The 19,641-nt window shown below is 61.1% G+C and carries 21 protein-coding genes and 4 tRNA genes; 13 read left to right on the forward strand and 12 right to left on the reverse strand.

The window, feature by feature from the left end; all coding sequences use genetic code 11:
- Window positions 1-3 precede the first annotated feature (3 nt).
- On the forward strand, window positions 4-405 hold the full coding sequence (locus AC07XZ_RS07890; protein WP_085747722.1) for a type IV pilin protein: 402 nt from the start codon (window positions 4-6) through the stop codon (window positions 403-405).
- Between the two features lie 57 nt (window positions 406-462).
- Complete coding sequence (thiO, locus tag AC07XZ_RS07895; protein ID WP_102686313.1) at window positions 463-1,563, forward strand: glycine oxidase ThiO; 1,101 nt, start codon at window positions 463-465, stop codon at window positions 1,561-1,563.
- 59 nt (window positions 1,564-1,622) lie between these two features.
- Here the strand turns inward: thiO and AC07XZ_RS07900 are convergent, their stop codons facing one another.
- From AC07XZ_RS07900 to AC07XZ_RS07915, 4 genes are all read right to left on the reverse strand, one after another.
- The gene (locus AC07XZ_RS07900; protein WP_102686312.1) at window positions 1,623-2,969 is read right to left on the reverse strand and encodes a sigma-54-dependent transcriptional regulator; all 1,347 of its coding nucleotides are present in this window, start codon (window positions 2,967-2,969) and stop codon (window positions 1,623-1,625) included.
- Entirely contained in the window at window positions 2,966-4,555 is a 1,590-nt protein-coding gene (locus AC07XZ_RS07905; RefSeq protein ID WP_102686311.1) for a two-component system sensor histidine kinase NtrB, read from the reverse strand. Before AC07XZ_RS07905 ends, AC07XZ_RS07900 begins: the two co-directional genes overlap by 4 nt.
- On the reverse strand, window positions 4,545-4,778 hold the full coding sequence (locus AC07XZ_RS07910; protein ID WP_102686310.1) for a PP0621 family protein: 234 nt from the start codon (window positions 4,776-4,778) through the stop codon (window positions 4,545-4,547). The genes AC07XZ_RS07905 and AC07XZ_RS07910 overlap by 11 nt, the downstream gene beginning before the upstream one ends.
- Before the next feature lie 125 nt (window positions 4,779-4,903).
- The gene (locus AC07XZ_RS07915; RefSeq protein ID WP_085747727.1) at window positions 4,904-5,920 is read right to left on the reverse strand and encodes an outer membrane protein assembly factor BamD; all 1,017 of its coding nucleotides are present in this window, start codon (window positions 5,918-5,920) and stop codon (window positions 4,904-4,906) included.
- A 152-nt stretch (window positions 5,921-6,072) separates the two neighbouring features.
- On the opposite strand from AC07XZ_RS07915, the gene rluD reads away from it, so the two are divergent.
- The 8 genes from rluD to AC07XZ_RS07955 all read left to right on the forward strand — a co-directional run bounded on the left by rluD (window position 6,073) and on the right by AC07XZ_RS07955 (window position 12,950).
- A complete protein-coding gene (gene rluD, locus AC07XZ_RS07920) occupies window positions 6,073-7,035 on the forward strand; it encodes a 23S rRNA pseudouridine(1911/1915/1917) synthase RluD (protein ID WP_102686309.1) in 963 nt (320 codons plus the stop codon).
- Window positions 7,032-7,754, forward strand: a complete 723-nt coding sequence (gene pgeF / locus AC07XZ_RS07925) for a peptidoglycan editing factor PgeF (RefSeq protein WP_085747729.1) — start codon at window positions 7,032-7,034, stop codon at window positions 7,752-7,754. Before rluD ends, pgeF begins: the two co-directional genes overlap by 4 nt.
- Window positions 7,755-7,884: 130 nt before the next feature.
- Entirely contained in the window at window positions 7,885-10,449 is a 2,565-nt protein-coding gene (gene clpB, locus AC07XZ_RS07930) for an ATP-dependent chaperone ClpB (protein WP_102686308.1), read from the forward strand.
- A gap of 298 nt (window positions 10,450-10,747) precedes the next feature.
- Window positions 10,748-10,823, forward strand: a tRNA-Asn gene (locus tag AC07XZ_RS07935).
- A gap of 9 nt (window positions 10,824-10,832) precedes the next feature.
- Window positions 10,833-10,909 (forward strand) — tRNA-Pro (locus AC07XZ_RS07940).
- A gap of 5 nt (window positions 10,910-10,914) precedes the next feature.
- Window positions 10,915-10,990 (forward strand) — tRNA-Lys (locus tag AC07XZ_RS07945).
- 97 nt (window positions 10,991-11,087) lie between these two features.
- Window positions 11,088-11,164, forward strand: a tRNA-Pro gene (locus tag AC07XZ_RS07950).
- Between the two features lie 160 nt (window positions 11,165-11,324).
- Window positions 11,325-12,950: a methyl-accepting chemotaxis protein gene (locus AC07XZ_RS07955; protein ID WP_102686307.1), complete on the forward strand. Its 1,626-nt coding sequence runs from the start codon at window positions 11,325-11,327 to the stop codon at window positions 12,948-12,950.
- A gap of 72 nt (window positions 12,951-13,022) precedes the next feature.
- Here AC07XZ_RS07955 and AC07XZ_RS07960 read toward each other — a convergent pair whose 3' ends face one another.
- The 5 genes from AC07XZ_RS07960 to AC07XZ_RS07980 form a co-directional block, all read right to left on the reverse strand.
- A complete protein-coding gene (locus tag AC07XZ_RS07960) occupies window positions 13,023-13,430 on the reverse strand; it encodes an HvfA family oxazolone/thioamide-modified RiPP metallophore (RefSeq protein WP_007959573.1) in 408 nt (135 codons plus the stop codon).
- Between the two features lie 211 nt (window positions 13,431-13,641).
- Window positions 13,642-14,940: an NAD(P)/FAD-dependent oxidoreductase gene (locus tag AC07XZ_RS07965; RefSeq protein WP_064599500.1), complete on the reverse strand. Its 1,299-nt coding sequence runs from the start codon at window positions 14,938-14,940 to the stop codon at window positions 13,642-13,644.
- Window positions 14,941-15,003: 63 nt separating this feature from the next.
- Window positions 15,004-15,177, reverse strand: a complete 174-nt coding sequence (locus AC07XZ_RS07970) for a DUF3094 family protein (RefSeq protein ID WP_003228304.1) — start codon at window positions 15,175-15,177, stop codon at window positions 15,004-15,006.
- 51 nt (window positions 15,178-15,228) lie between these two features.
- A complete protein-coding gene (locus AC07XZ_RS07975; protein WP_102686306.1) occupies window positions 15,229-15,756 on the reverse strand; it encodes an MOSC domain-containing protein in 528 nt (175 codons plus the stop codon).
- Window positions 15,753-16,379: a DUF1780 domain-containing protein gene (locus tag AC07XZ_RS07980; protein ID WP_007959580.1), complete on the reverse strand. Its 627-nt coding sequence runs from the start codon at window positions 16,377-16,379 to the stop codon at window positions 15,753-15,755. Before AC07XZ_RS07980 ends, AC07XZ_RS07975 begins: the two co-directional genes overlap by 4 nt.
- A gap of 130 nt (window positions 16,380-16,509) precedes the next feature.
- Here AC07XZ_RS07980 and AC07XZ_RS07985 point away from each other — a divergent pair, with 130 nt between their 5' ends.
- The 3 genes from AC07XZ_RS07985 (at window position 16,510) to AC07XZ_RS07995 (ending at window position 17,944) form a co-directional block, all read left to right on the forward strand.
- Window positions 16,510-16,977: an FAD/FMN-containing dehydrogenase gene (locus tag AC07XZ_RS07985; protein WP_085689765.1), complete on the forward strand. Its 468-nt coding sequence runs from the start codon at window positions 16,510-16,512 to the stop codon at window positions 16,975-16,977.
- Window positions 16,974-17,663, forward strand: coding sequence for an energy-coupling factor ABC transporter permease (locus AC07XZ_RS07990; protein ID WP_085747732.1), 690 nt, complete (start codon window positions 16,974-16,976; stop codon window positions 17,661-17,663). The genes AC07XZ_RS07985 and AC07XZ_RS07990 overlap by 4 nt, the downstream gene beginning before the upstream one ends.
- Before the next feature lie 65 nt (window positions 17,664-17,728).
- A complete protein-coding gene (locus tag AC07XZ_RS07995) occupies window positions 17,729-17,944 on the forward strand; it encodes a hypothetical protein (protein ID WP_007959584.1) in 216 nt (71 codons plus the stop codon).
- Window positions 17,945-17,950: 6 nt separating this feature from the next.
- Here AC07XZ_RS07995 and yacG read toward each other — a convergent pair whose 3' ends face one another.
- From yacG to AC07XZ_RS08010, 3 genes are read right to left on the reverse strand one after another with little or no spacing between them, the layout of a single operon-like run.
- Window positions 17,951-18,151, reverse strand: coding sequence for a DNA gyrase inhibitor YacG (gene yacG / locus AC07XZ_RS08000; RefSeq protein WP_011335983.1), 201 nt, complete (start codon window positions 18,149-18,151; stop codon window positions 17,951-17,953).
- Complete coding sequence (gene coaE, locus AC07XZ_RS08005) at window positions 18,148-18,771, reverse strand: dephospho-CoA kinase (protein WP_007959586.1); 624 nt, start codon at window positions 18,769-18,771, stop codon at window positions 18,148-18,150. The genes yacG and coaE overlap by 4 nt, the downstream gene beginning before the upstream one ends.
- Window positions 18,768-19,640 (reverse strand): prepilin peptidase, encoded by an 873-nt coding sequence (locus AC07XZ_RS08010; protein ID WP_102686305.1) that lies wholly within the window; start codon window positions 19,638-19,640, stop codon window positions 18,768-18,770. The genes coaE and AC07XZ_RS08010 overlap by 4 nt, the downstream gene beginning before the upstream one ends.
- Between the last annotated feature and the right edge of the window lies 1 nt (window position 19,641).

Raw genomic sequence — 19,641 nt, forward strand, 5'->3', positions numbered from 1 at the left:
GGCATGCGCAGATCCAACCGAGGTTTCACCCTGATCGAAATCATGATCGTGATTGCGATCATAGGTATCGTCATCACCATCGGCTATCCGAGCCTCACCGAATACGTGAAGAAGGGCCGCCGTGCCGACGTGGTCAGCAATTTGTCGGAACAGGCACAGATCCTCGAACGCTTCTATTCGAAGAACAACGTCTACACCGGTGTCACCGGGTTGAGCACTGGCAACGATTTCTACACCATCACGCCGACGATCACCGATCAGGCCTTCCTGCTGACTGCGACCCGCAAGACCGGCACGGCCATGGCCACTGACAAGTGCGGGGATTTCACCCTCACCAACACCGGTGTCAGAAGCATGAACAACGCGACCACCGGGCTGACCACCAAGGATTGCTGGGGCCGCTGAGCCGCTTTATTTCGGGCGCCATTTGCGCCCACTGTCTTTTTTACGGTTGGATCAAACATGACCAGGCAACAGCAAGTGGTGATTGTCGGTGGCGGAGTGATTGGCCTGCTCACCGCGTACAACCTCGCCTCCGAGGTCGGCAGCGTGGTGCTGCTGGATCGTTCGAACGTCGGCCAGGAATCGTCCTGGGCCGGCGGCGGTATCGTCTCTCCGCTGTACCCGTGGCGCTACAGCCCGGCCGTCACCGCGCTGGCGCACTGGTCGCAGGATTTTTATCCACAACTGGGCGAACGCCTTTTTGCCGATACCGGGGTCGATCCCGAAGTGCACACCACCGGCCTGTACTGGCTGGACTTGGATGACGAATCTGAAGCGCTGGCGTGGGCCAAAAGGGAAAACCGCCCACTGCGGGCTGTGGATATCTCGGCGGCGCATGATGCGGTGCCGGTGCTCGGTGGCGGTTTTTCCCGGGCGATCTACATGGCCGACGTAGCCAACGTGCGCAATCCGCGGCTGGTGAAGTCTTTGAAAGCGGCGTTGCAGGCGCTGCCGAACGTGACGATTCACGAGCAGTGTGAAGTCAGCGGGTTTGTCCGTGATGGCGAGCGGGTGGTAGGCGTGCAGACTTCCACGGGTGTGAACGCTGGCGATCAGGTCGTTTTGACCGCAGGCGCGTGGAGCGGCGAATTACTCAAGACTCTGAATCTTTCCCTACCGGTGGAGCCGGTGAAGGGCCAGATGATTCTCTACAAGTGCGCGGCGGATTTCCTGCCGAGCATGGTGCTGGCCAAGGGGCGCTACGCGATTCCGCGCCGCGACGGGCATATTCTCATCGGCAGTACGCTGGAGCACGAAGGCTTCGACAAAACCCCGACGGACAATGCGCTGGAAAGCCTCAAGGCATCGGCGGTCGAACTGTTGCCGACGCTGGCCGATGCCGAAGTGGTGGGGCACTGGGCCGGGCTGCGGCCGGGCTCGCCCGAAGGCATTCCTTACATTGGCCGGGTTCCGGGTTTTGACGGTCTGTGGCTGAACTGCGGGCATTACCGCAACGGGCTGGTGCTGGCGCCTGCATCCTGTCAGTTGTTTGCCGATGTGATGCTGGGGCGTGCGCCGATCATTGATCCGGCGCCGTATGCACCGGCCGGACGGATCTAGTCAGTTTTTCTTTCGGCGACTGACAAATCGCTTTCGCGGGCAAGCCCGCGAAAGAGGCGTTAATCCAGACCCAGCTTCTTCAGCCTGTAGCGCATCGACCGAAACGAAAGACTCAACCGCTGCGCTGCCGCCGTGCGATTCCAGCGAGTCTCCTCCAGCGCCTGCAGAATCAGTTTGCGTTCGACGTTCTCCAGATAGTCTTCCAGGTTGTCGATTTGCGTGAGATCGGCAATACCACCTTCAGCGGCGGCGTTTCCTTCACTCAGGCGTAAATCCTCGGCCTCGATCGTGCGGTTTTCACACAGGGTGTGCGCCCGCTCAAGCACGTTCTCCAGCTCCCGCACGTTGCCCGGAAAACGGTAGTTTTTCAGCGCCTCTAGGGCATGAGGATGAAGACGTGCAGCCGGTTGCCCGGTGCCATTGGCCAGGCGCTTGAGCATATGGACGGCCAGTGCTTCGATGTCCTCGCGACGTTCGCGCAGGGACGGCACACGCAGTTCGATCACGTTGAGCCGGTAATACAGATCCTGACGAAAACGCTCGGCAGACACTTCCGCGTCGAGGTCCTTGTGCGTTGCGCAGAGGATGCGCACATCGACCACGGTTTCCTGTTGGCCGCCGACGCTGCGCACGGCTTTTTCCTGGATCGCCCGCAGCAGCTTGACCTGCATCGGCAGCGGCAGGTCCGCCACTTCATCGAGAAACAGCGTGCCGCCATGGGCCGCCTGAAACAGCCCCGGTTTATCCTCCACCGCGCCGCTGAAACTGCCTTTGCGGTGGCCGAAGAACTCGCTTTCCATCAACTCAGACGGAATCGCCCCGCAGTTCACCGGCACAAATGGCTGGCTGGCGCGCGGGCCCTGCTCATGAATCAATCGGGCCACCAGCTCCTTGCCACTGCCGGACTCGCCGCTGATGTAGACCGGCGCCTGACTGCGGGCCAGTTTGTCGATCTGTTTGCGCAGATTGCGCATCGGTGGTGAGTCGCCGAGCAACCGCCGGTCGATCGAAGTGCAGACATTGCCCGGCGCCGGCATGCGCAATGCCGAGCCGACCAGCTCGCGCAGGCGTGTCAGGTCCACCGGTTTGGTCAGGAAGTCGAAAGCCCCGGCTTTCAGGGCGTTGATCGCCGTTTCCAGGCTGCCGTAGGCGGTGATCATTGCCACCGGCAGTTGTGGATAACGTTGCTGAATGTGCTGCACCAGTTCCAGGCCGGTGCCGTCGGGCAGGCGCATGTCGGTCAGGCACAGATCGAAGGTCTCGCGGTGCAGCAGCGCCTGGGCTTCATTGAAATTGCGTGCGCTGAAGGTGTCGAGTTTCATCCGTCCCAGGGTGATTTCCAGGAGTTCGCGGATATCCGGCTCGTCGTCGACGATGAGGATTTTTTGCCGTGGGCTCGTGTTCAACTTTGTTTCCGTCCGTGAGCAAAGGTGATGCGAAAGCAGCCGCCGCCTTGGCGTGATTTGAAGTCTAGGCGCGCTTGATTGCTTTCGCACAGCTCACGGGACAGATAAAGCCCAAGGCCGGTGCCCTGGCTGCTGGTGGTAAAGAACGGTTCGAACAGGTGAGCCTGCTGATCCAGCGGCACGCCGGGGCCGTTGTCCTGCACTTCGAGCACGGCCAGCGTGCTCTCGGGGTCGATGGACAGCGTCAGCCAGACCTCGGCCGGATCGTGCAAAAGGGCGCTGTGGCGCCAGCCGTTGCGTAACAGATTGTCGAGAATCTGCGTGAGCTGGCCGGGATCCATCAACGTGCGGAAATCCCCCGGGCCGATGTGCAGATGAATGTGCTGGCGCTCGCCGGCCTGTTCGCGGCTCTCGCTGACGAACTGCTCCAGCCACGGTTTGAGATCCAGCCGTTGCGGCGCGCTCTGCTGGCGGCGGGACAGTTGCAGGACGTTTTCGATGACTCGGTTCATGCGCTGGGAGTGGTCTTGAATGATCTGCGTCAGACGCCGATCCGCGCCGTCGAGTTCCTCGGATTCCTGCAACAGCTGCGCGGCATGACTGATGGCCCCCAGCGGATTGCGGATTTCATGGGCGATACCGGCGGTCAGCCGGCCCAGCGCGGCCAGTTTCAATTGCTGGGCCTGCTGGGCGATCTGGGCGAGGTCTTCGAGAAACACCAGGGTCTGGCGATTCGGGCTCTGTTCCAGGGCGATGAAGCTCGGCTGCAGCTCCAGGCCGTTGCCGGCGATTTTCAGGCTTTGCGGGCGCAGGGTCGGGTTGTTCAGCCACAGTTGCAGGCGTTCGACCAATGCGCTCGAGTGGTCGTCGATCAAGTTGCCTTCAAGGTGCGTTTGTCCCAGCAGGGCCTTGGCGCTGTGGTTGGCCAGTTGCACCCGGCGCTGTTCGTCGAGCACCAGAATGCCGGTGCGCATGCGTTGCAGGATCAGCGCGTTGAGGGCTTCGAGCCCCACCACTTCGCTGGCGCGCAACTCGGCCAGGTTCTCACTGACTTCGAGACGACGGATCAACCCTTGCACCAGCAGCGAGGCGGCAAAGCACAAGGCGCCGAGGGTGCCGGCCTGCAGATAGTCGTTGGCGCTCAGGGGATGGCTGAAGCTCAGCAGAAAGCTGAGCCCGACGATGCCGAGGGTGGCGACAGCGGCGATCAGCAGGCCGATGCGTCGTCGTAGCAAGGTGTTGCTGATGGCCACCGAAACGATCAGCAAGTTGCCGATCGCACTGGCCACACCGCCCGCTGCGTAGAACACGCCGCACAGCAGCAGAATGTCGACCAGTGCCAGAGCGAACAACTGGGCTGGGCGGCGGATGTTCTCGAGAAACACCACCAGCAGGATGTTCAGCACCAGGTACAACCAGCTGTTATTGCGCAGCAACTCGTCGTTGGCCGAGGTCAGCAGGCGGTTGTCCATGTTGCTGGAGATCAGCAACACCAAGGTGATGCCGACACTCAAACGGTACAGATGATAGAGGCGCAGCAGTCGCTGGGCCCGTTTGCTGTCGGCGTTTTCGGCCTCAGCGATCACTGGAGCCGGGGCCTTGCTCAAGGTGAGCCTGGCTGCAATACCACTGTTGTTGAAGGTTCAGCGCGCGGTCGCGGGGCAGGTGCACGCCGCAGTGGGCGCAGCGCACCATCGGTGCGGCATCCTGTTCGCGAGGCGGTCGGGGGGACGAGGCGGGGGCCTTGAATTTGCGCCACAACCAGACAGCAGCGGCGATCAAGGCAATCCAGAACAGTAAACGAAGCATGATGGGCGGCTTTTCGGCTAATGATTCGGCAGTTTAGCCAAGGACCCGACAAGCGCACAGCCCAATCACACGCCGCAATAAAAAGGGAGATCCGAAGATCTCCCTTTTTGGCATCACCGAAGTGATCAGTCGAACAGACCGAAGGTCATGTAGCTGAAGATGGAACGGTCGCTGTCGCTCGACTCCGGTTCCGGCTCTTCGATCACGTCGCCGTTTTCGTCTTTTGGCTTGAGCTCGTTCGGGATCGCGTCTTTCGCGTCCTGGAACTGCTTCTGCACGTCCTGGTTGGCGCGGGTCTCTCCCGGCGGCAGCGGCGGACGGGATTCGATCAGGCCCAGAGTGGCCTTGCTCAGGAACGAACGGTTGTCGGCTTCGGCAACGCGAGGCACGAACTGACCGTCCTGCAGGCTCGGGTGGTTCGGGTAGTTGAGCTTCAGGGTTTCCAGGCTGGTGGCCGCCAGTTCGTCCAGATGCAGACGCTGGTAGGCTTCGGTCATTACCGCCAGGCCGTCGCCGACCGATGGGGTCTCCTGGAAGTTTTCCACTACGTAACGGCCACGGTTGGCAGCGGCGACATAGGCCTGACGGGTCAGGTAGTAGTCGGCCACGTGGATTTCGTAGGAAGCCAGCAGGTTGCGCAGGTAGATCATGCGCTGCTTGGCGTCCGGCGAGTAGCGGCTGTTCGGGTAGCGGCTGGTCAGCTGGGCGAACTCGTTGTAGGAGTCGCGGGCGGCGCCCGGGTCACGCTTGGTCATGTCCAGCGGCAGGAAGCGCGCCAGCAGGCCGACGTCCTGGTCGAACGAGGTCAGGCCCTTCAAGTAGTAGGCGTAGTCCACGTTCGGGTGCTGCGGATGCAGACGAATGAAGCGCTCGGCGGCGGACTTTGCAGCTTCCGGCTCCGAGTTCTTGTAGTTGGCGTAGATCAGTTCCAGCTGTGCCTGATCGGCGTAGCGACCGAACGGATAACGCGACTCCAGAGCCTTCAGCTTGGCTGTGGCGCTGGTGTAGCTGTTGTTGTCCAGGTCCTGTTGAGCCTGCTGGTACAGCTCGGCTTCACTCAGGTTTTCGTCTACGACTTCCTTCGATGAGCAAGCAGCGGTCAATGCGAGGATGGCGATCAGCAGCAGGTGTTTCACTTGCATGGCGGCTTGCGTCCCTATGACGGCCGCTGTCTTGGGCGGGGCCGTCCTGTTATGATGAGCGCCCCGTTGAAAAGCCCCGGGGCAAAAGACGCCGTATTTAACCACAAGCGCGCAGCCGAAACCAAAGGCTGTAGCCGACGCCCAGTCCGAGCATGTCCGATAAAATTGAACTTCGCGCAGAGGTGCCGTCCGAATTGGGCGGCCAACGCCTCGATCAAGTCGCCGCCCAACTCTTCGCCGAGCACTCGCGCTCGCGCCTTTCCGCCTGGATCAAAGAAGGTCGCCTGACTGTGGACGGGGCGGTCATCCGCCCGCGCGACATCGTTCATGGCGGTGCCATCCTTGAGCTGACTGCCGAGCAGGAGGCCCAGGGTGAATGGGTCGCTCAGGACATCGAACTCGACATCGTCTATGAAGACGACGACATTCTGGTGATCAACAAGCCTGCGGGCCTGGTGGTGCACCCGGCTGCCGGTCACACTGATGGCACCTTGCTCAACGCCTTGCTGCACCACGTTCCGGACATCATCAATGTCCCGCGCGCCGGTATCGTGCATCGTCTGGACAAGGACACCACCGGTCTGATGGTGGTGGCCAAGACCATTCAGGCGCAGACCAAACTGGTCGCGCAGCTGCAAAGCCGCAGCGTCAGCCGGATCTACGAGTGCATCGTGATCGGCGTGGTGACCGCCGGCGGCAAGATCAACGCCCCGATCGGTCGTCACGGCCAGCAGCGCCAGCGCATGGCGGTGATGGAAGGCGGCAAGCCGGCCGTCAGCCACTACCGCGTGCTGGAGCGCTTCCGCTCCCACACCCACGTACGGGTGAAGCTGGAAACCGGTCGTACTCACCAGATTCGCGTGCACATGGCGCACATCAACTTCCCGTTGGTCGGCGACCCGGCGTACGGCGGTCGTTTCCGCATTCCGCCGGCCGCGAGCCAGACCATGGTCGAATCCCTCAAGCACTTCCCGCGTCAGGCCCTGCACGCGCGGTTCCTTGAGCTGGATCACCCGACCACCGGTGAGCGCATGAGCTGGGAATCGCCGCTGCCGGAAGATCTGGTATGGCTGCTGACCCTGCTCAAGCAGGACCGCGAGGCATTCATCGGATGAACTGGCTGACGCCGGACTGGCCCGCGCCGGCCAGCGTCAAGGCCTGTGTCACCACTCGCGAGGGCGGCGTCAGCGAGGCGCCGTTCGACAGCCTCAACCTGGGCGATCATGTCGATGACCGTCCCGAGGCCGTCGTCGAAAACCGTCGGCGCCTGACCGAACACTTCTCTATAAAGCCTGCCTGGTTGCAGCAAGTGCACGGGATTGCCGTGGCGCATGCTGATCCGTCCGTGGTGGCCACGGCAGATGCCAGCTGGACGGCAACACCCGGTATCGCGTGTGCGGCGATGACCGCCGACTGCCTGCCGGCGCTGTTCTGCGACCGTGCCGGTACTCGCGTCGCGGCGGCTCATGCCGGTTGGCGTGGATTGGCGGCCGGCGTACTGGAGGCCACCCTCGACAGTCTGGACGTGCCCGCCGAAGACGTTCTGGTCTGGCTCGGCCCGGCCATCGGCCCGCAAGCCTTTGAAGTCGGCCCGGAAGTCCGGGAAGTCTTCATCAATCAATTGCCCGAAGCCGAGACAGCCTTTGTCCCGAGCCACAACGCCGGCAAGTTCATGGCTGACATCTATAAGCTGGCGCGGCTGCGTCTGGCGGTCCGCGGTGTCACCGCTGTTTATGGTGGCGGTTTCTGTACAGTGACCGATCCGCGCTTCTTTTCCTATCGCCGTGCGCCTCGCACTGGTCGCTTCGCCTCTTTAGTCTGGCTTACCCGCTAAACTCTCTGATCTGCATCAACTCCCTGACGCTTGAATCTTCCAGAATCGACCGCATCTATAGCGGTATCTGGCAGGTTTCTTTATTCAGGATGGTTTTTTAGGTCCGGCCTGCTCAAAAGGAAGGTGACCCATGCGTATAGACCGTTTAACCAGCAAATTGCAGTTGGCGTTGTCCGATGCCCAATCCCTGGCTGTCGGCCACGATCATCCTGCCATCGAGCCGGCGCATTTGATGCAAGCCATGCTTGAACAACAGGGTGGTTCGATCAAACCCCTGTTGATGCAGGTGGGCTTCGACGTCAACAGCTTGCGTAAAGAGCTGACCAAAGAGCTCGATCAATTACCGAAAATCCAGAACCCGACCGGCGACGTGAACATGTCGCAGGATCTGGCGCGTCTGCTCAATCAGGCCGACCGTCTGGCCCAGCAGAAGGGCGACCAGTTCATTTCCAGCGAGCTGGTGCTGCTCGCCGCGATGGACGAGAACAGCAAGCTCGGCAAGTTGCTGCTCGGCCAGGGCGTGAGCAAGAAGGCGCTGGAGAATGCGATCAACAACCTGCGCGGTGGCGAGGCGGTCAACGACGCCAACCACGAAGAGTCGCGTCAGGCGCTGGATAAATACACCGTCGACCTGACCAAGCGCGCCGAAGAAGGCAAGCTTGACCCGGTGATCGGCCGTGACGATGAAATCCGTCGCACCATTCAGGTCCTGCAGCGCCGCACCAAGAACAATCCGGTGCTGATCGGCGAACCTGGCGTGGGTAAAACCGCGATTGCCGAAGGGCTGGCCCAGCGCATCATCAACGGTGAAGTGCCGGACGGCCTGCGTGGCAAACGCCTGCTGTCTCTCGATATGGGTGCGCTGATTGCCGGCGCCAAGTATCGCGGCGAGTTCGAAGAGCGCCTGAAAGCGCTGCTCAACGAGCTGTCGAAGCAGGAAGGGCAGATCATTCTGTTCATCGACGAACTGCACACCATGGTCGGCGCCGGTAAAGGCGAAGGCTCGATGGACGCCGGCAACATGCTCAAACCGGCCCTGGCCCGTGGTGAGCTGCATTGCGTCGGCGCGACCACGCTCAACGAGTACCGCCAATATATAGAGAAGGACGCGGCCCTCGAGCGGCGCTTCCAGAAAGTGCTGGTGGACGAGCCGAGCGAAGAAGACACCATCGCGATCCTGCGTGGCCTCAAGGAGCGTTACGAGGTTCACCACAAGGTGGCGATCACTGACGGCGCGATCATCGCGGCAGCCAAGCTCAGCCATCGCTACATCACTGACCGGCAACTGCCGGACAAGGCGATCGACCTGATCGACGAGGCGGCCAGCCGCATCCGCATGGAGATCGACTCCAAGCCGGAAGTGCTGGATCGTCTGGAGCGGCGCCTGATTCAACTGAAAGTCGAATCCCAGGCACTGAAGAAAGAAAGCGACGAAGCGGCGATCAAGCGCCTGGAAAAACTCCAGGAAGAAATCGTCCGCCACGAGCGTGAGTATTCGGATCTGGAAGAAATCTGGAGCTCGGAAAAAGCCGAGGTGCAGGGTTCTGCACAGATTCAGCAGAAGATCGAACAGTCCCGTCAGGAACTGGAAGCCGCGCGCCGTAAAGGCGACCTGAACCGCATGGCCGAGTTGCAGTACGGGGTGATCCCGGATCTGGAACGCAGCCTGCAAATGGTCGACCAGCACGGCAAGAGCGAAAACCAGTTGCTGCGCAGCAAGGTGACCGAAGAGGAAATCGCCGAAGTCGTTTCGAAGTGGACCGGTATTCCGGTGTCGAAAATGCTCGAAGGCGAGCGCGACAAGCTGATGAAGATGGAAAGCCTGTTGCATCAACGCGTGATCGGCCAGGACGAAGCAGTGGTTGCCGTGGCCAACGCGGTGCGGCGCTCCCGTGCCGGGTTATCCGACCCGAATCGCCCGAGCGGCTCGTTCATGTTCCTCGGCCCGACCGGTGTCGGTAAAACCGAGCTGTGCAAGGCGCTGGCCGAATTCCTCTTCGACACTGAAGAGGCGATGGTGCGGATCGACATGTCCGAGTTCATGGAGAAACATTCCGTGGCGCGGCTGATCGGTGCACCACCGGGCTATGTGGGCTACGAAGAGGGCGGTTACCTGACCGAAGCGGTACGGCGCAAGCCTTACTCGGTGATCCTGCTGGACGAAGTCGAGAAGGCGCACCCGGACGTTTTCAACATCCTGCTGCAAGTGTTGGAGGATGGCCGTCTGACCGACAGTCATGGCCGCACGGTGGACTTCCGCAATACCGTGATCGTCATGACCTCCAACCTCGGTTCGATGCAGATCCAGGAACTGGTCGGTGATCGTGAAGCGCAACGGGCAGCGGTGATGGATGCGATTTCCACCCACTTCCGTCCGGAGTTCATCAACCGGGTCGACGAAGTGGTGATCTTCGAGCCATTGGCGCGGGATCAGATCGCGGGCATTACCGAGATCCAGCTGGGCCGTCTGCGCAGCCGTCTGGCCGAGCGCGAGCTGAAGCTGGAACTGAGCCCGGAAGCGATGGACAAGCTGATTGCCGTCGGTTACGACCCGGTCTACGGCGCACGGCCGCTGAAGCGGGCGATCCAGCGCTGGATCGAGAACCCGTTGGCGCAGTTGATCCTGTCGGGACGCTTCATGCCGGGCGAGACTGCGACCGGTGTGGTGGAGAACGACGAGATCACGTTCAACTGACGCTCGACGGTGGTGAAGTAATCAAGGCCTCGCAATGCGAGGCCTTTTTTTTCGCCAGGCTGTTGAACTCAAAGGAAAAGGCTTGTAAAGTGCGCCCCGCAGTCAGTCACCAACACGGTTTCAGCTCACTGGGCAGAAATCTGAAATAAGTTGCAAATCATTAACTTGAAAGCAATTTAGGGGGTTGACAGAGGTGTTCTAGGTTGTAGAATAGCGCGCCTCAGACACACGAACGCAGCGATGCGAAAACGATGTCGAGAAGCTGCAAGTTTCACCGTTGTAAATTGAAATATGTAGTTCCGTGATAGCTCAGTCGGTAGAGCAAATGACTGTTAATCATTGGGTCCCAGGTTCGAGTCCTGGTCACGGAGCCAATTTCAAACCGGGGTATAGCGCAGTCCGGTAGCGCGCCTGCTTTGGGAGCAGGATGTCAGGAGTTCGAATCCCCTTACCCCGACCATTTTTGGGTCGTTAGCTCAGTTGGTAGAGCAGTTGGCTTTTAACCAATTGGTCGTAGGTTCGAATCCCACACGACCCACCATTTTTGAAACCAGGTAATACTGGGATCGAATCTTAAGATCAGAGGCCAAAAGCGCTGATCGAAGAAGGCGATCTTTGAAAGGTCGCCTTTTTTTTACCGGGGTATAGCGCAGTCCGGTAGCGCGCCTGCTTTGGGAGCAGGATGTCGGGAGTTCGAATCCCCCTACCCCGACCATATTAAAAATCCTCGTATCGAAAGATACGGGGATTTTTTTTGCCCTGCGGAAATGTTTCATTCAAGTCGTCATACAACTTGCCGATAGCCCGCTAACGAAAGGGGCCTGCCGCATCAAGCGCTCCTGAATTCTGCCAATACAAGAAAAAGGGCGTTCGTCATGTTGCTTCGTCAGTTGAATATTGCTCCCCGTGCCGCCCTGGGCTTTGCCCTGATTGCGGTGCTCGTGGCGTTGCTCGGGGTGTTTGCGCTGGGGCAGATGTCGAGCATCCGCGACAGCGAAGTGGCGGTAGAGACGCAGTGGCTGCCGAGCATTCGCGGCGGCGACGAGATCCGCGAAATCATGTTGCGCATTCGCACCATTTCCCTGCGCATGGCGCTGGATCAGGATCCGGCCAACATCGCCACCTACCGCAGCCAGATGGACACCCGCGACAAGGAACTGAGCGAGAAAATCGCCGCCTACGACCGACTGGTAACCACCCCGGAAGGGCAGCAGTTGTACGATCAGTTCAAGAAGACCTTTGCTGCCTACCGCACCGGCATCGCTCAGTCATTCACCCTTGCCGAGCAAGGCAAGCGCGACGAGCTGACCAAGCTGCTGCTGGTCGACATGAAAACCGTGGTCGACGGCTCCGGCAAACAACTCAATGACCTGGCCGATCTGTTCGCCCGCCAGGTCGCCGCCGAAAGCCAGAACTCTGCCGCCCACTACGAAACCTCGCGCACCATCGTGACCTTGTTCATCGCTCTGGCGGCGTTGGCAACCGTGGCCCTGGCCATGTTGCTGACCCGTAGCATCGTTCGCCCCTTGAGCGCCGCCGTCGACGCTGCCGAGCACGTCGCCAGAGGCGATCTGACCCGTCCGATCGAAACCCACGGCAATGATGAAGTCAGCCGCTTGCTCAAGGCGTTGGCGACCATGCAGCAGAACCTGCGCGAAACCCTGCAGGGCATCAGTGGCTCGGCCACGCAACTGGCGACCGCTTCCGACGAACTGAGCGCAGTCACCCACGACAGCACGCAAGGGCTGCAACAGCAGAACAACGAGATCGAACAGGCCGCCACCGCCGTCAACGAGATGACCACGGCGGTCGAGGAAGTTGCCCGCAATGCGGTGTCGACGTCCGACGCTACCCGCCAGTCCAGCGAGTCGGCACAGTTGGGCCAGGAACGGGTCAGCGAAACCGCCGGCGCTATCAACGCCCTGGCCAGCGAAGTCGAGCACACCGGCGAGCTGGTGCAATCACTGGCCAATCAGTCGCAAAACATCGGCAAAGTGCTGGACGTGATCCGAGCGATCGCCGAACAGACCAACCTGCTGGCGCTCAACGCAGCCATCGAAGCGGCGAGGGCCGGGGAGAGCGGGCGCGGATTTGCGGTAGTTGCCGATGAAGTCCGGGCGCTGGCTTATCGCACGCAGCAATCGACCCAGGAAATCGAGCAGATGGTGCAGGGCATGCGCAACGGTTCGAGCCTGGCGCTGGAGTCGATGCAGGCCAGCGCCTCGCGGGCGGCCACCACGCTGGTGCTGGCCGAGCGGGCTGGTGAAGCGTTGCAGACGATCACGGCCTCGGTACACGAAATCCACGAGCGCAATCTGGTGATCGCCAGCGCCGCCGAAGAACAGGCGCAGGTGGCGCGGGAAGTGGACCGCAATCTGGTGAACATTCGCGATCTGTCGGTGCGCTCGGCGGCGGGTGCCGATCAAACCAACGCATCCAGCCATGAACTGTCGCAACTGGCCAACGCCCTGCAGGGCATGGTGCGGCGCTTCCAGCTGTAATCAGTGCAGGCGTGAAAAAGCCGCGCTTCTCGTCAGAGATCGCGCGGCTTGTTTTGTCGGGCAGGCTGAAAATCAGGCACCATCCTGGTCTTTCAGGTGTTCGAACAAGCCTTTCGGCATTTTCTTGCCATTGGCTTCGAAATTGGCCTTGACGTTGTTGTACGCCTCTTGCTCGTCGATGAAGCCGTCGTGGTTGGTGTCGATCTTGTCGAAGTCGGACTTCGGCGCGACCTTCAGGAACTCGGCGCGCGAGACCTTGCCGTCGCCATCGGTGTCGGTCTTGGCCATCGACGCATCGCCGCATTTGCCTTCACCGCATTTGCCTTCCGGGGTTTTCACCGAGGTTTCAGCCGAGGCAACCATGTAGCCCTGGGCCAGCGGTTGCGCGGCGAACACCGAGCCGGACAGCATCAGGCCGCCGGCCAGTACGGCACCGACCAGGCCAAGGGAGTTTTTGCCGATTTTCGAAGTACGGGACATTGCATTCTCCTTCGGTTGCACTGCGCAACCACACGTTAAGGGCGATCAAGCCGGAGCAGTTGTGCTCGGGTGTGGCCATTAAGCGGTGGCGGTGTATCGCGTCTGTGTCGAGGAGCGGGACGTTTGTAAGCGAAGGTGGGGAAAGCAGGGGGCAGATACAGTAGAAGACAAAACACCGTGAGGGCGAGCCCGCCCCCACGGTGTTATTACATCAGTGCAGCTTCAGGCGTGGCTCGGTGCCGCGTCCGATCTTGCTGCCCAGCATCAGCATCGCCGTGCGGAACGGCCCGTACAGCGCCATCTGGTGCATGCGGTACAGCGACACGTAAAACATCCGCGCCAGCCAGCCCTCAAGCATCACGCTGCCGGTCAGGTTGCCCATCAGGTTACCCACCGCCGAAAAACGCGACAGCGAAATCAGCGAGCCGTAGTCGGTGTACTTGTACTCCGGCAGGGTCTTGCCTTCGATGCGCAGTTTCAGCGACTTGGCCAGCAGCGAGGCCTGTTGATGCGCGGCCTGGGCCCGAGGTGGAACGTTGCGATCCGAGCCCGGTTGCGGGCAGGCGGCGCAGTCACCGAAGGCGAAAATGTTTTCGTCGCGGGTGGTCTGCAGCGTCGGCAGCACTTGCAGCTGATTGATGCGGTTGGTTTCCAGACCGTCGATGTCCTTGAGGAAACCCGGTGCGCGGATCCCGGCGGCCCAGACTTTCAGACTGGCCTTGATCTCGTTGCCATCGGCGGTGATCAGGCTGTCGGCGGTGACCTGACTGACCGACGCGTTGGTCATCACGTTGACCCCGAGTTTCTCCAGAGTCTTGTGCACCGGCCCGCTGATGCGCTCAGGCAGGGCTGGCAGCACCCGTGGCCCGGCTTCGATCAGGGTGATGTGCATGTTTTCCGGTTTGATTCGGTCCAGACCGTAAGCCGCCAGTTCATGGGCGGCGTTGTGCAGCTCGGCCGCCAGTTCGACACCCGTGGCGCCGGCGCCAACGATGGCCACGCTGATCTGCTGGACCACATCGGTCTGCCCGGCGTGAGCACGCAGATAGTGATTGAGCAGTTGCTGGTGGAAGCGCTCGGCCTGTTTGCGGGTGTCGAGGAACAGGCAGTGTTGCGCGGCGCCCTGGGTGCCGAAATCGTTGGTGGTGCTGCCGACCGCGATCACCAGCGAGTCATAGGGCACTTCCCGCGCCGGAACCAGCTCAACGCCGTTTTCGTCGTAGGTGGCAGCCAGCTGGATCTTCTTCTGCTCACGATCGAGCCCGCTCATGCGCCCCAGCTGGAACTCGAAGTGGTTCCATTTGGCCTGGGCGACATAGTTGAGTTCGTCTTCGGAAGAGTTCAGCGATCCGGCGGCCACTTCGTGCAACAGCGGTTTCCAGATGTGCGTGAGGTTCGCGTCAACCAGCATGATGCTGGCGGTGCCGCGTTTGCCCAGAGTCTTACCCAGACGGGTAGCCAACTCCAGACCGCCGGCGCCGCCGCCGACAATGACAATACGATGGGACATAGGGATAGCTCGCAAGGTTTTGAAAGGAAATCGGTACGGCTACCCGAGCGAGCGCGATGCAGCTCATAGCGTCAGGTAACTGATAAGTCGGCTCAACAGGCCCAGACCAATAGTCACTGCCAGCACCAGCACCAGGAGCATCCACGGCCGGAATGGCCGGCGCTCGACACGGTGTTGGGACAACTGCAGGTACTCTTCGACATGCTTCTGGTCTTCGGGGTTCAGGCGGCTGGTCATAAAGGCCTCGTCAGGTAGACGTTACTGAATGAGAACACGCTACAGCGGTTTTCAACCGGGATTGAACGCAGCATAGCCACTGTCCGGGACCGGTTCGACAGACACACTGTCCCCGAGGCGAATGATCCCGCTTTGTAACACTCGTGCGGTGATTCCGCCATGCCCGCGCACGGCCTGGAATGTTCCGGGGCCAAGGTTGTTTTGCAGGCGCGCACACGGCTGGCACCAGCCCGTGGTTTCGAAAATCGCCTGACCAATGCGAAAGCGCCGCCCCTTGAGGCTGAACAGGTTGATCCCGCTTATAACGAGATTGCGCCGCAGATCTTCAGGCGTGACCGGTTGTTCGGCCGACCGGCCCATCAGGGCGCTGATCACGGCCAGATGCTCCCACTGAATCAGCGTCACCTGCCGCGCATTGCGCACCCCGGGACGAGCGTGATCGCCAGTGAGCCCGGCTTCAAGCCGCGCCTCCACCGCATCGAGCGCAAGCATCGGCCCCCGTGACTCGGGGCGCACGCCAATCCAGCGCACGCATCCGGTCTGCGGAACATCGGCAATCAATTGTTGAAGTGGCGTCACAGGCTGATCCCGACATCGAACACGATGCTGCGCCCCAGGTTACCGCGCAGAAAGTCCGGGGCATCGGGATGGGCGAACAACACCCGGGCAAAGGTCGGCCCGACCAGCGACAGCGAACGCCAGCCCTGACGCAAATATTCGGTGGGCGGCGGAAAATGGCTGTTGAGGTCGAGCACTTCGCGTTTGAGGCTGGCGAAGGCAATGATGTCCAGCTCGCCGAGATCCATGCCGCGTTCCTTGTAGTTGTGCGCTTTCTTGCGCAAGGTCGGCGCCAGTCTCAGCAGAAATTCATTGGCCGGAATCCGCCGCGGCTTGGCTTCACGCCTCACCAGTTGGCTGAGGGAAAACGCACTGCGCCGACGTTGCAGCTCATCGCGCCATTCGTCGTTCAGCCGACGACCTTCGTCGAGGACGAAAAACACCTCGAAATTGGCGTCGCGAAACAAAACGTCCGGCGGCTCACCGGCCGGGGCGAATTCGTCGGCGCGATAAGGAATGTTCAAGCCTTGCAGCAGGCGCTGGCAGACCCAACGCTCACGCTCCCATTTGCGGGCATTGGACAGGAATGCGTTGGCTTGCTCGGCCGCGATGGTCAGCAGGCGTAAATAATCTGAGTCATCCATAGGCCCTAGCTTAGCGTTCAATTGCGACAAGCAGAAAGCGTTCGCGCGGCAAAGTGCATCAGTGGGCAGTCGGGAGGGGCGGTGTAGACTGAGGGCACCGTGTATTAACGTCGAATGAAAGGGGCTGAATGTGAAATTTCGCTGGCTGTTGTTGTTCGCTGTCGTTCCGCTATGGGCCCATGCGCTGGAAATAGGTGAGCGACTGGCACCCTGGACGCTGCTGGACCAGTACGATCAGCCGTTTACTCTCGATGACCGCACTACGACGCTGTTGGTGGCGCGTGACATGGACGGTGCGAAACTGCTCAAGCAAGCCATGGCCGATCAGCCCAAGGGCTATCTGGAGGCGCGGCACGCGGTGTTTGTCGCCGATATCCAGCGCATGCCGGCGCTGATCGCGAAGATGTTCGCCGTTCCGGCGATGCGTGATTACAGCTATCGAGTGTTGCTTGATCGCGAAAGTCGCGTGGCCTCGCGCTACCCCGGGGCCGAAGGCGCGGTGCTCTGGCTGCAGCTCAAGGACGGGCGTTTGCTGGCCCGGCACGAATACACCCAGGCGGCTGAACTACGTGAGGCGCTGGAGCAGGCTCGCCCATGATCGGCGCCGAGCTGCTGTCGTCTGCGAGCCTGCTGCTGGGATGGTTGATTTACCTGCCGGTGCTGCTCTGGGCGATTGTCCGCGCACCGTGGGTCGAGCTGTTCAGCGATAACCGCCGTCAGCATTTGCTGTTCGGCACGGTATTCGCGTTGTTTCTGCTGTGGCTGGTGCGCAGGGATTTCGACACCGGCGTGTCCTACCACTTCATCGGCATGACGGCTGTGACGCTGCTGCTGGACTGGCCGCTGGCGATCGTCGGCGGACTGGTGGCGCAACTGGGACTGGTGCTGTTGGGGCGTCAGGACCTGGTGGCCGTCGGGGTCAATGGCGCCTTGCTGATCCTGTTGCCGGTGCTGATCACCGAATGCGTGGCAATCCTGGTCGAGCGCGCCCAGCCGCGCAATCCGTTCGTGTACATCTTCTGTTCCGGTTTTTTCGCCGCCGCGCTATCGGCGTTGTTGTGTCTGACGCTGAGTCTGACGTTGCTCTGGTACGACGGCCTCTTTGCCATGCCGGAATGGCTGGAGGATTTCATCGGTTACCTGTGGTTGCTGATTTTTCCCGAAGCCTTCATCAACGGCATGGTGGTCAGCGCGTTGGTGGTGTTCTGCCCGGAATGGCTGGAGACCTTCAACCGCACACGCTACCTTTCGGCGCCGTGGAAGGACGACGATCCCAAGTCTTGATCCACATCAAATCGACTCTGCGCGCGGCATTTCATGCTCGGCCAAATCCCTTCAGGAGCAGCGGCATGAGCGTGTACGAGTGGGCGAGGCAGGAAACCCGGCAGAGTCTGGAGATGGCGCAGGAGGTGGGATTCGATCCGGGCCTGAGCCTGCGCGCCTTGCTCAGTGCGGTGGTGCAGCAGAGCAAGGCGGTGCGCAATGCCGAAGACCTGGCCGACGAGTTGCGTTTTCTGGCGGAAAACCTCGACGACGATCAGGACTACGGCTTCATGCGGCCCTGAGCGGGATCAGTGACGCGGGTCGAAATCGCCGGAAAACAGTTCGTCCTCGGCATCCGGGGCCACCGGAATCTTGTGCTCTTCCGACGCCCAGGCGCCGAGGTCGATCAGTTTGCAGCGGTCCGAGCAGAACGGACGGTATTTGTTTTCCGGGGTGAATTCCACGGGCGCGCCGCAAGTCGGGCAGTTGACGGTTGGGGTCTGGCTCATGATTGGCCTCCGGATAAAGTCAGGTAAAAGTGATGCAGGCGCTCGACCTCGCTGTGCAGCCAGGCGAGGTCGCGATCGTTGACCACCACGTCGTCGGCACGGCTGACGCGGTCTTCGCGGCTGGACTGGGCCTTGAGGATCGCCTGAACCTGCTGTTCGCTGGTCTGGTCACGCTGCAAGGTGCGTTCGATCTGCAGTTGTTGCGGGGCGTCGATCACCAGGATTCGCTGAGTCATCGCGTATTGCCCTGATTCGATGAGCAGCGGCGAGACCAGAATCGCGTAAGGCGATTGTGCCAGCGCCAGATGATGGGCGATTTCCTCGGCGATCAGCGGATGCAGCAGCGCTTCGAGCCAGCGCCGTTGCTCCGGCACCTCAAAGATAAGTTTGCGCAGGGCCGCACGATCCAGCGTGCCGTCGGCCTGCAACACATCGGGGCCGAAGTGTTCGGCGATCTTCGCCAGCGCCGGACGGCCCGGTTCGACCACCCAGCGCGCCGCGTGGTCGGCGTCCACCACGTGGATGCCAAGATCGATGAAGTGCTGGGCGGCAGCGCTTTTGCCGCTGCCGATGCCGCCGGTCAGGCCGAGAATCCAGGGTTTTTCCACAGGGGTATTCATTTCAAACCGACAAACTGCCAATAGAAGCCGGTTATTTGACCACCCCAGAGCAAGGCAATCCAGCCGGCAATTGCCAGATACGGGCCGAAGGGAATCGGCGTCGAGGTTTTCTGGTCCCGCAGCTTGAGCAAAATCACCCCTAGCACGGCACCCACCAGCGAGGACAAGAGGATGGTCAGCGGCAAAATCTGCCAGCCGCCCCAGGCCCCAAGCAGCGCCAGCAGCTTGAAATCGCCGTGACCGATGCCGTCCTTGCCGGTGATCAGCTTGAACAGCCAGAACACCGACCACAGCGCCATATAACCCAGCACCGCGCCCCACAGGGCGTCGTGCAGCGTTACGAACAGCTCGAAGCTGTTGACGATCAGCCCCAGCCACAGCAGCGGCAGCACCAGCACGTCGGGCAGTAACTGATGCTCGGTGTCGATCAGGCTCATGGCCAACAGGCCCCAGGTCAGCACGATCAGCAGGCACGCCGGCCAGCCGAAACCCAGGTGCCAGGCAATGAATGCCGAGAGCAGGCCGCAGACCAGTTCGGTGAGCGGGTAGCGCTTGCTGATCGGGGCGCTGCAACTTGAGCAGCGCCCGCGCAGGAACACGTAACTCAACACCGGAATGTTTTCCCACGCGCGGATCCGGTGGCCACAGTGCGGGCATTGCGAGTGCGGCAGCATCAGGTTGTAAGTGGGCAACGGCGCTTCAACGGGCAGCCCCAAAACATCGTGAGCCTGCTGGCGCCATTCACGCTCGAGCATTTTCGGCAGGCGCCAGATCAACACATTGAGGAAACTGCCGACCACCAGCCCCAGCAGCAGGGCGGTGAAGACAAAGGCCAGTGGATAGAGACTGAAGAGTTCGTCGATAGGCATG

It is taken from the genome of Pseudomonas sp. GW458-11-26-14-LB4 (assembly GCF_059423925.1).

Bases quoted from the DNA above. Each gene is read 5' to 3' on its own strand.
- AC07XZ_RS08010 (WP_102686305.1), bottom strand. From the start codon at position 19,640: ATGCCTATCGACGAACTCTTCAGTCTCTATCCACTGGCCTTTGTCTTC.
- AC07XZ_RS07915 (WP_085747727.1), bottom strand. From the start codon at position 5,920: ATGCAAGTGAAACACCTGCTGCTGATCGCCATCCTCGCATTGACCGCT.
- pgeF (WP_085747729.1), top strand. From the start codon at position 7,032: ATGAACTGGCTGACGCCGGACTGGCCCGCGCCGGCCAGCGTCAAGGCC.
- AC07XZ_RS07960 (WP_007959573.1), bottom strand. From the start codon at position 13,430: ATGTCCCGTACTTCGAAAATCGGCAAAAACTCCCTTGGCCTGGTCGGT.
- AC07XZ_RS07890 (WP_085747722.1), top strand. From the start codon at position 4: ATGCGCAGATCCAACCGAGGTTTCACCCTGATCGAAATCATGATCGTG.
- rluD (WP_102686309.1), top strand. From the start codon at position 6,073: ATGTCCGATAAAATTGAACTTCGCGCAGAGGTGCCGTCCGAATTGGGC.
- thiO (WP_102686313.1), top strand. From the start codon at position 463: ATGACCAGGCAACAGCAAGTGGTGATTGTCGGTGGCGGAGTGATTGGC.
- AC07XZ_RS07980 (WP_007959580.1), bottom strand. From the start codon at position 16,379: ATGGATGACTCAGATTATTTACGCCTGCTGACCATCGCGGCCGAGCAA.
- AC07XZ_RS07955 (WP_102686307.1), top strand. From the start codon at position 11,325: ATGTTGCTTCGTCAGTTGAATATTGCTCCCCGTGCCGCCCTGGGCTTT.
- AC07XZ_RS07970 (WP_003228304.1), bottom strand. From the start codon at position 15,177: ATGACCAGCCGCCTGAACCCCGAAGACCAGAAGCATGTCGAAGAGTAC.
- AC07XZ_RS07910 (WP_102686310.1), bottom strand. From the start codon at position 4,778: ATGCTTCGTTTACTGTTCTGGATTGCCTTGATCGCCGCTGCTGTCTGG.
- clpB (WP_102686308.1), top strand. From the start codon at position 7,885: ATGCGTATAGACCGTTTAACCAGCAAATTGCAGTTGGCGTTGTCCGAT.
- yacG (WP_011335983.1), bottom strand. From the start codon at position 18,151: ATGAGCCAGACCCCAACCGTCAACTGCCCGACTTGCGGCGCGCCCGTG.
- AC07XZ_RS07990 (WP_085747732.1), top strand. From the start codon at position 16,974: ATGATCGGCGCCGAGCTGCTGTCGTCTGCGAGCCTGCTGCTGGGATGG.
- coaE (WP_007959586.1), bottom strand. From the start codon at position 18,771: ATGAATACCCCTGTGGAAAAACCCTGGATTCTCGGCCTGACCGGCGGC.
- AC07XZ_RS07995 (WP_007959584.1), top strand. From the start codon at position 17,729: ATGAGCGTGTACGAGTGGGCGAGGCAGGAAACCCGGCAGAGTCTGGAG.
- AC07XZ_RS07965 (WP_064599500.1), bottom strand. From the start codon at position 14,940: ATGTCCCATCGTATTGTCATTGTCGGCGGCGGCGCCGGCGGTCTGGAG.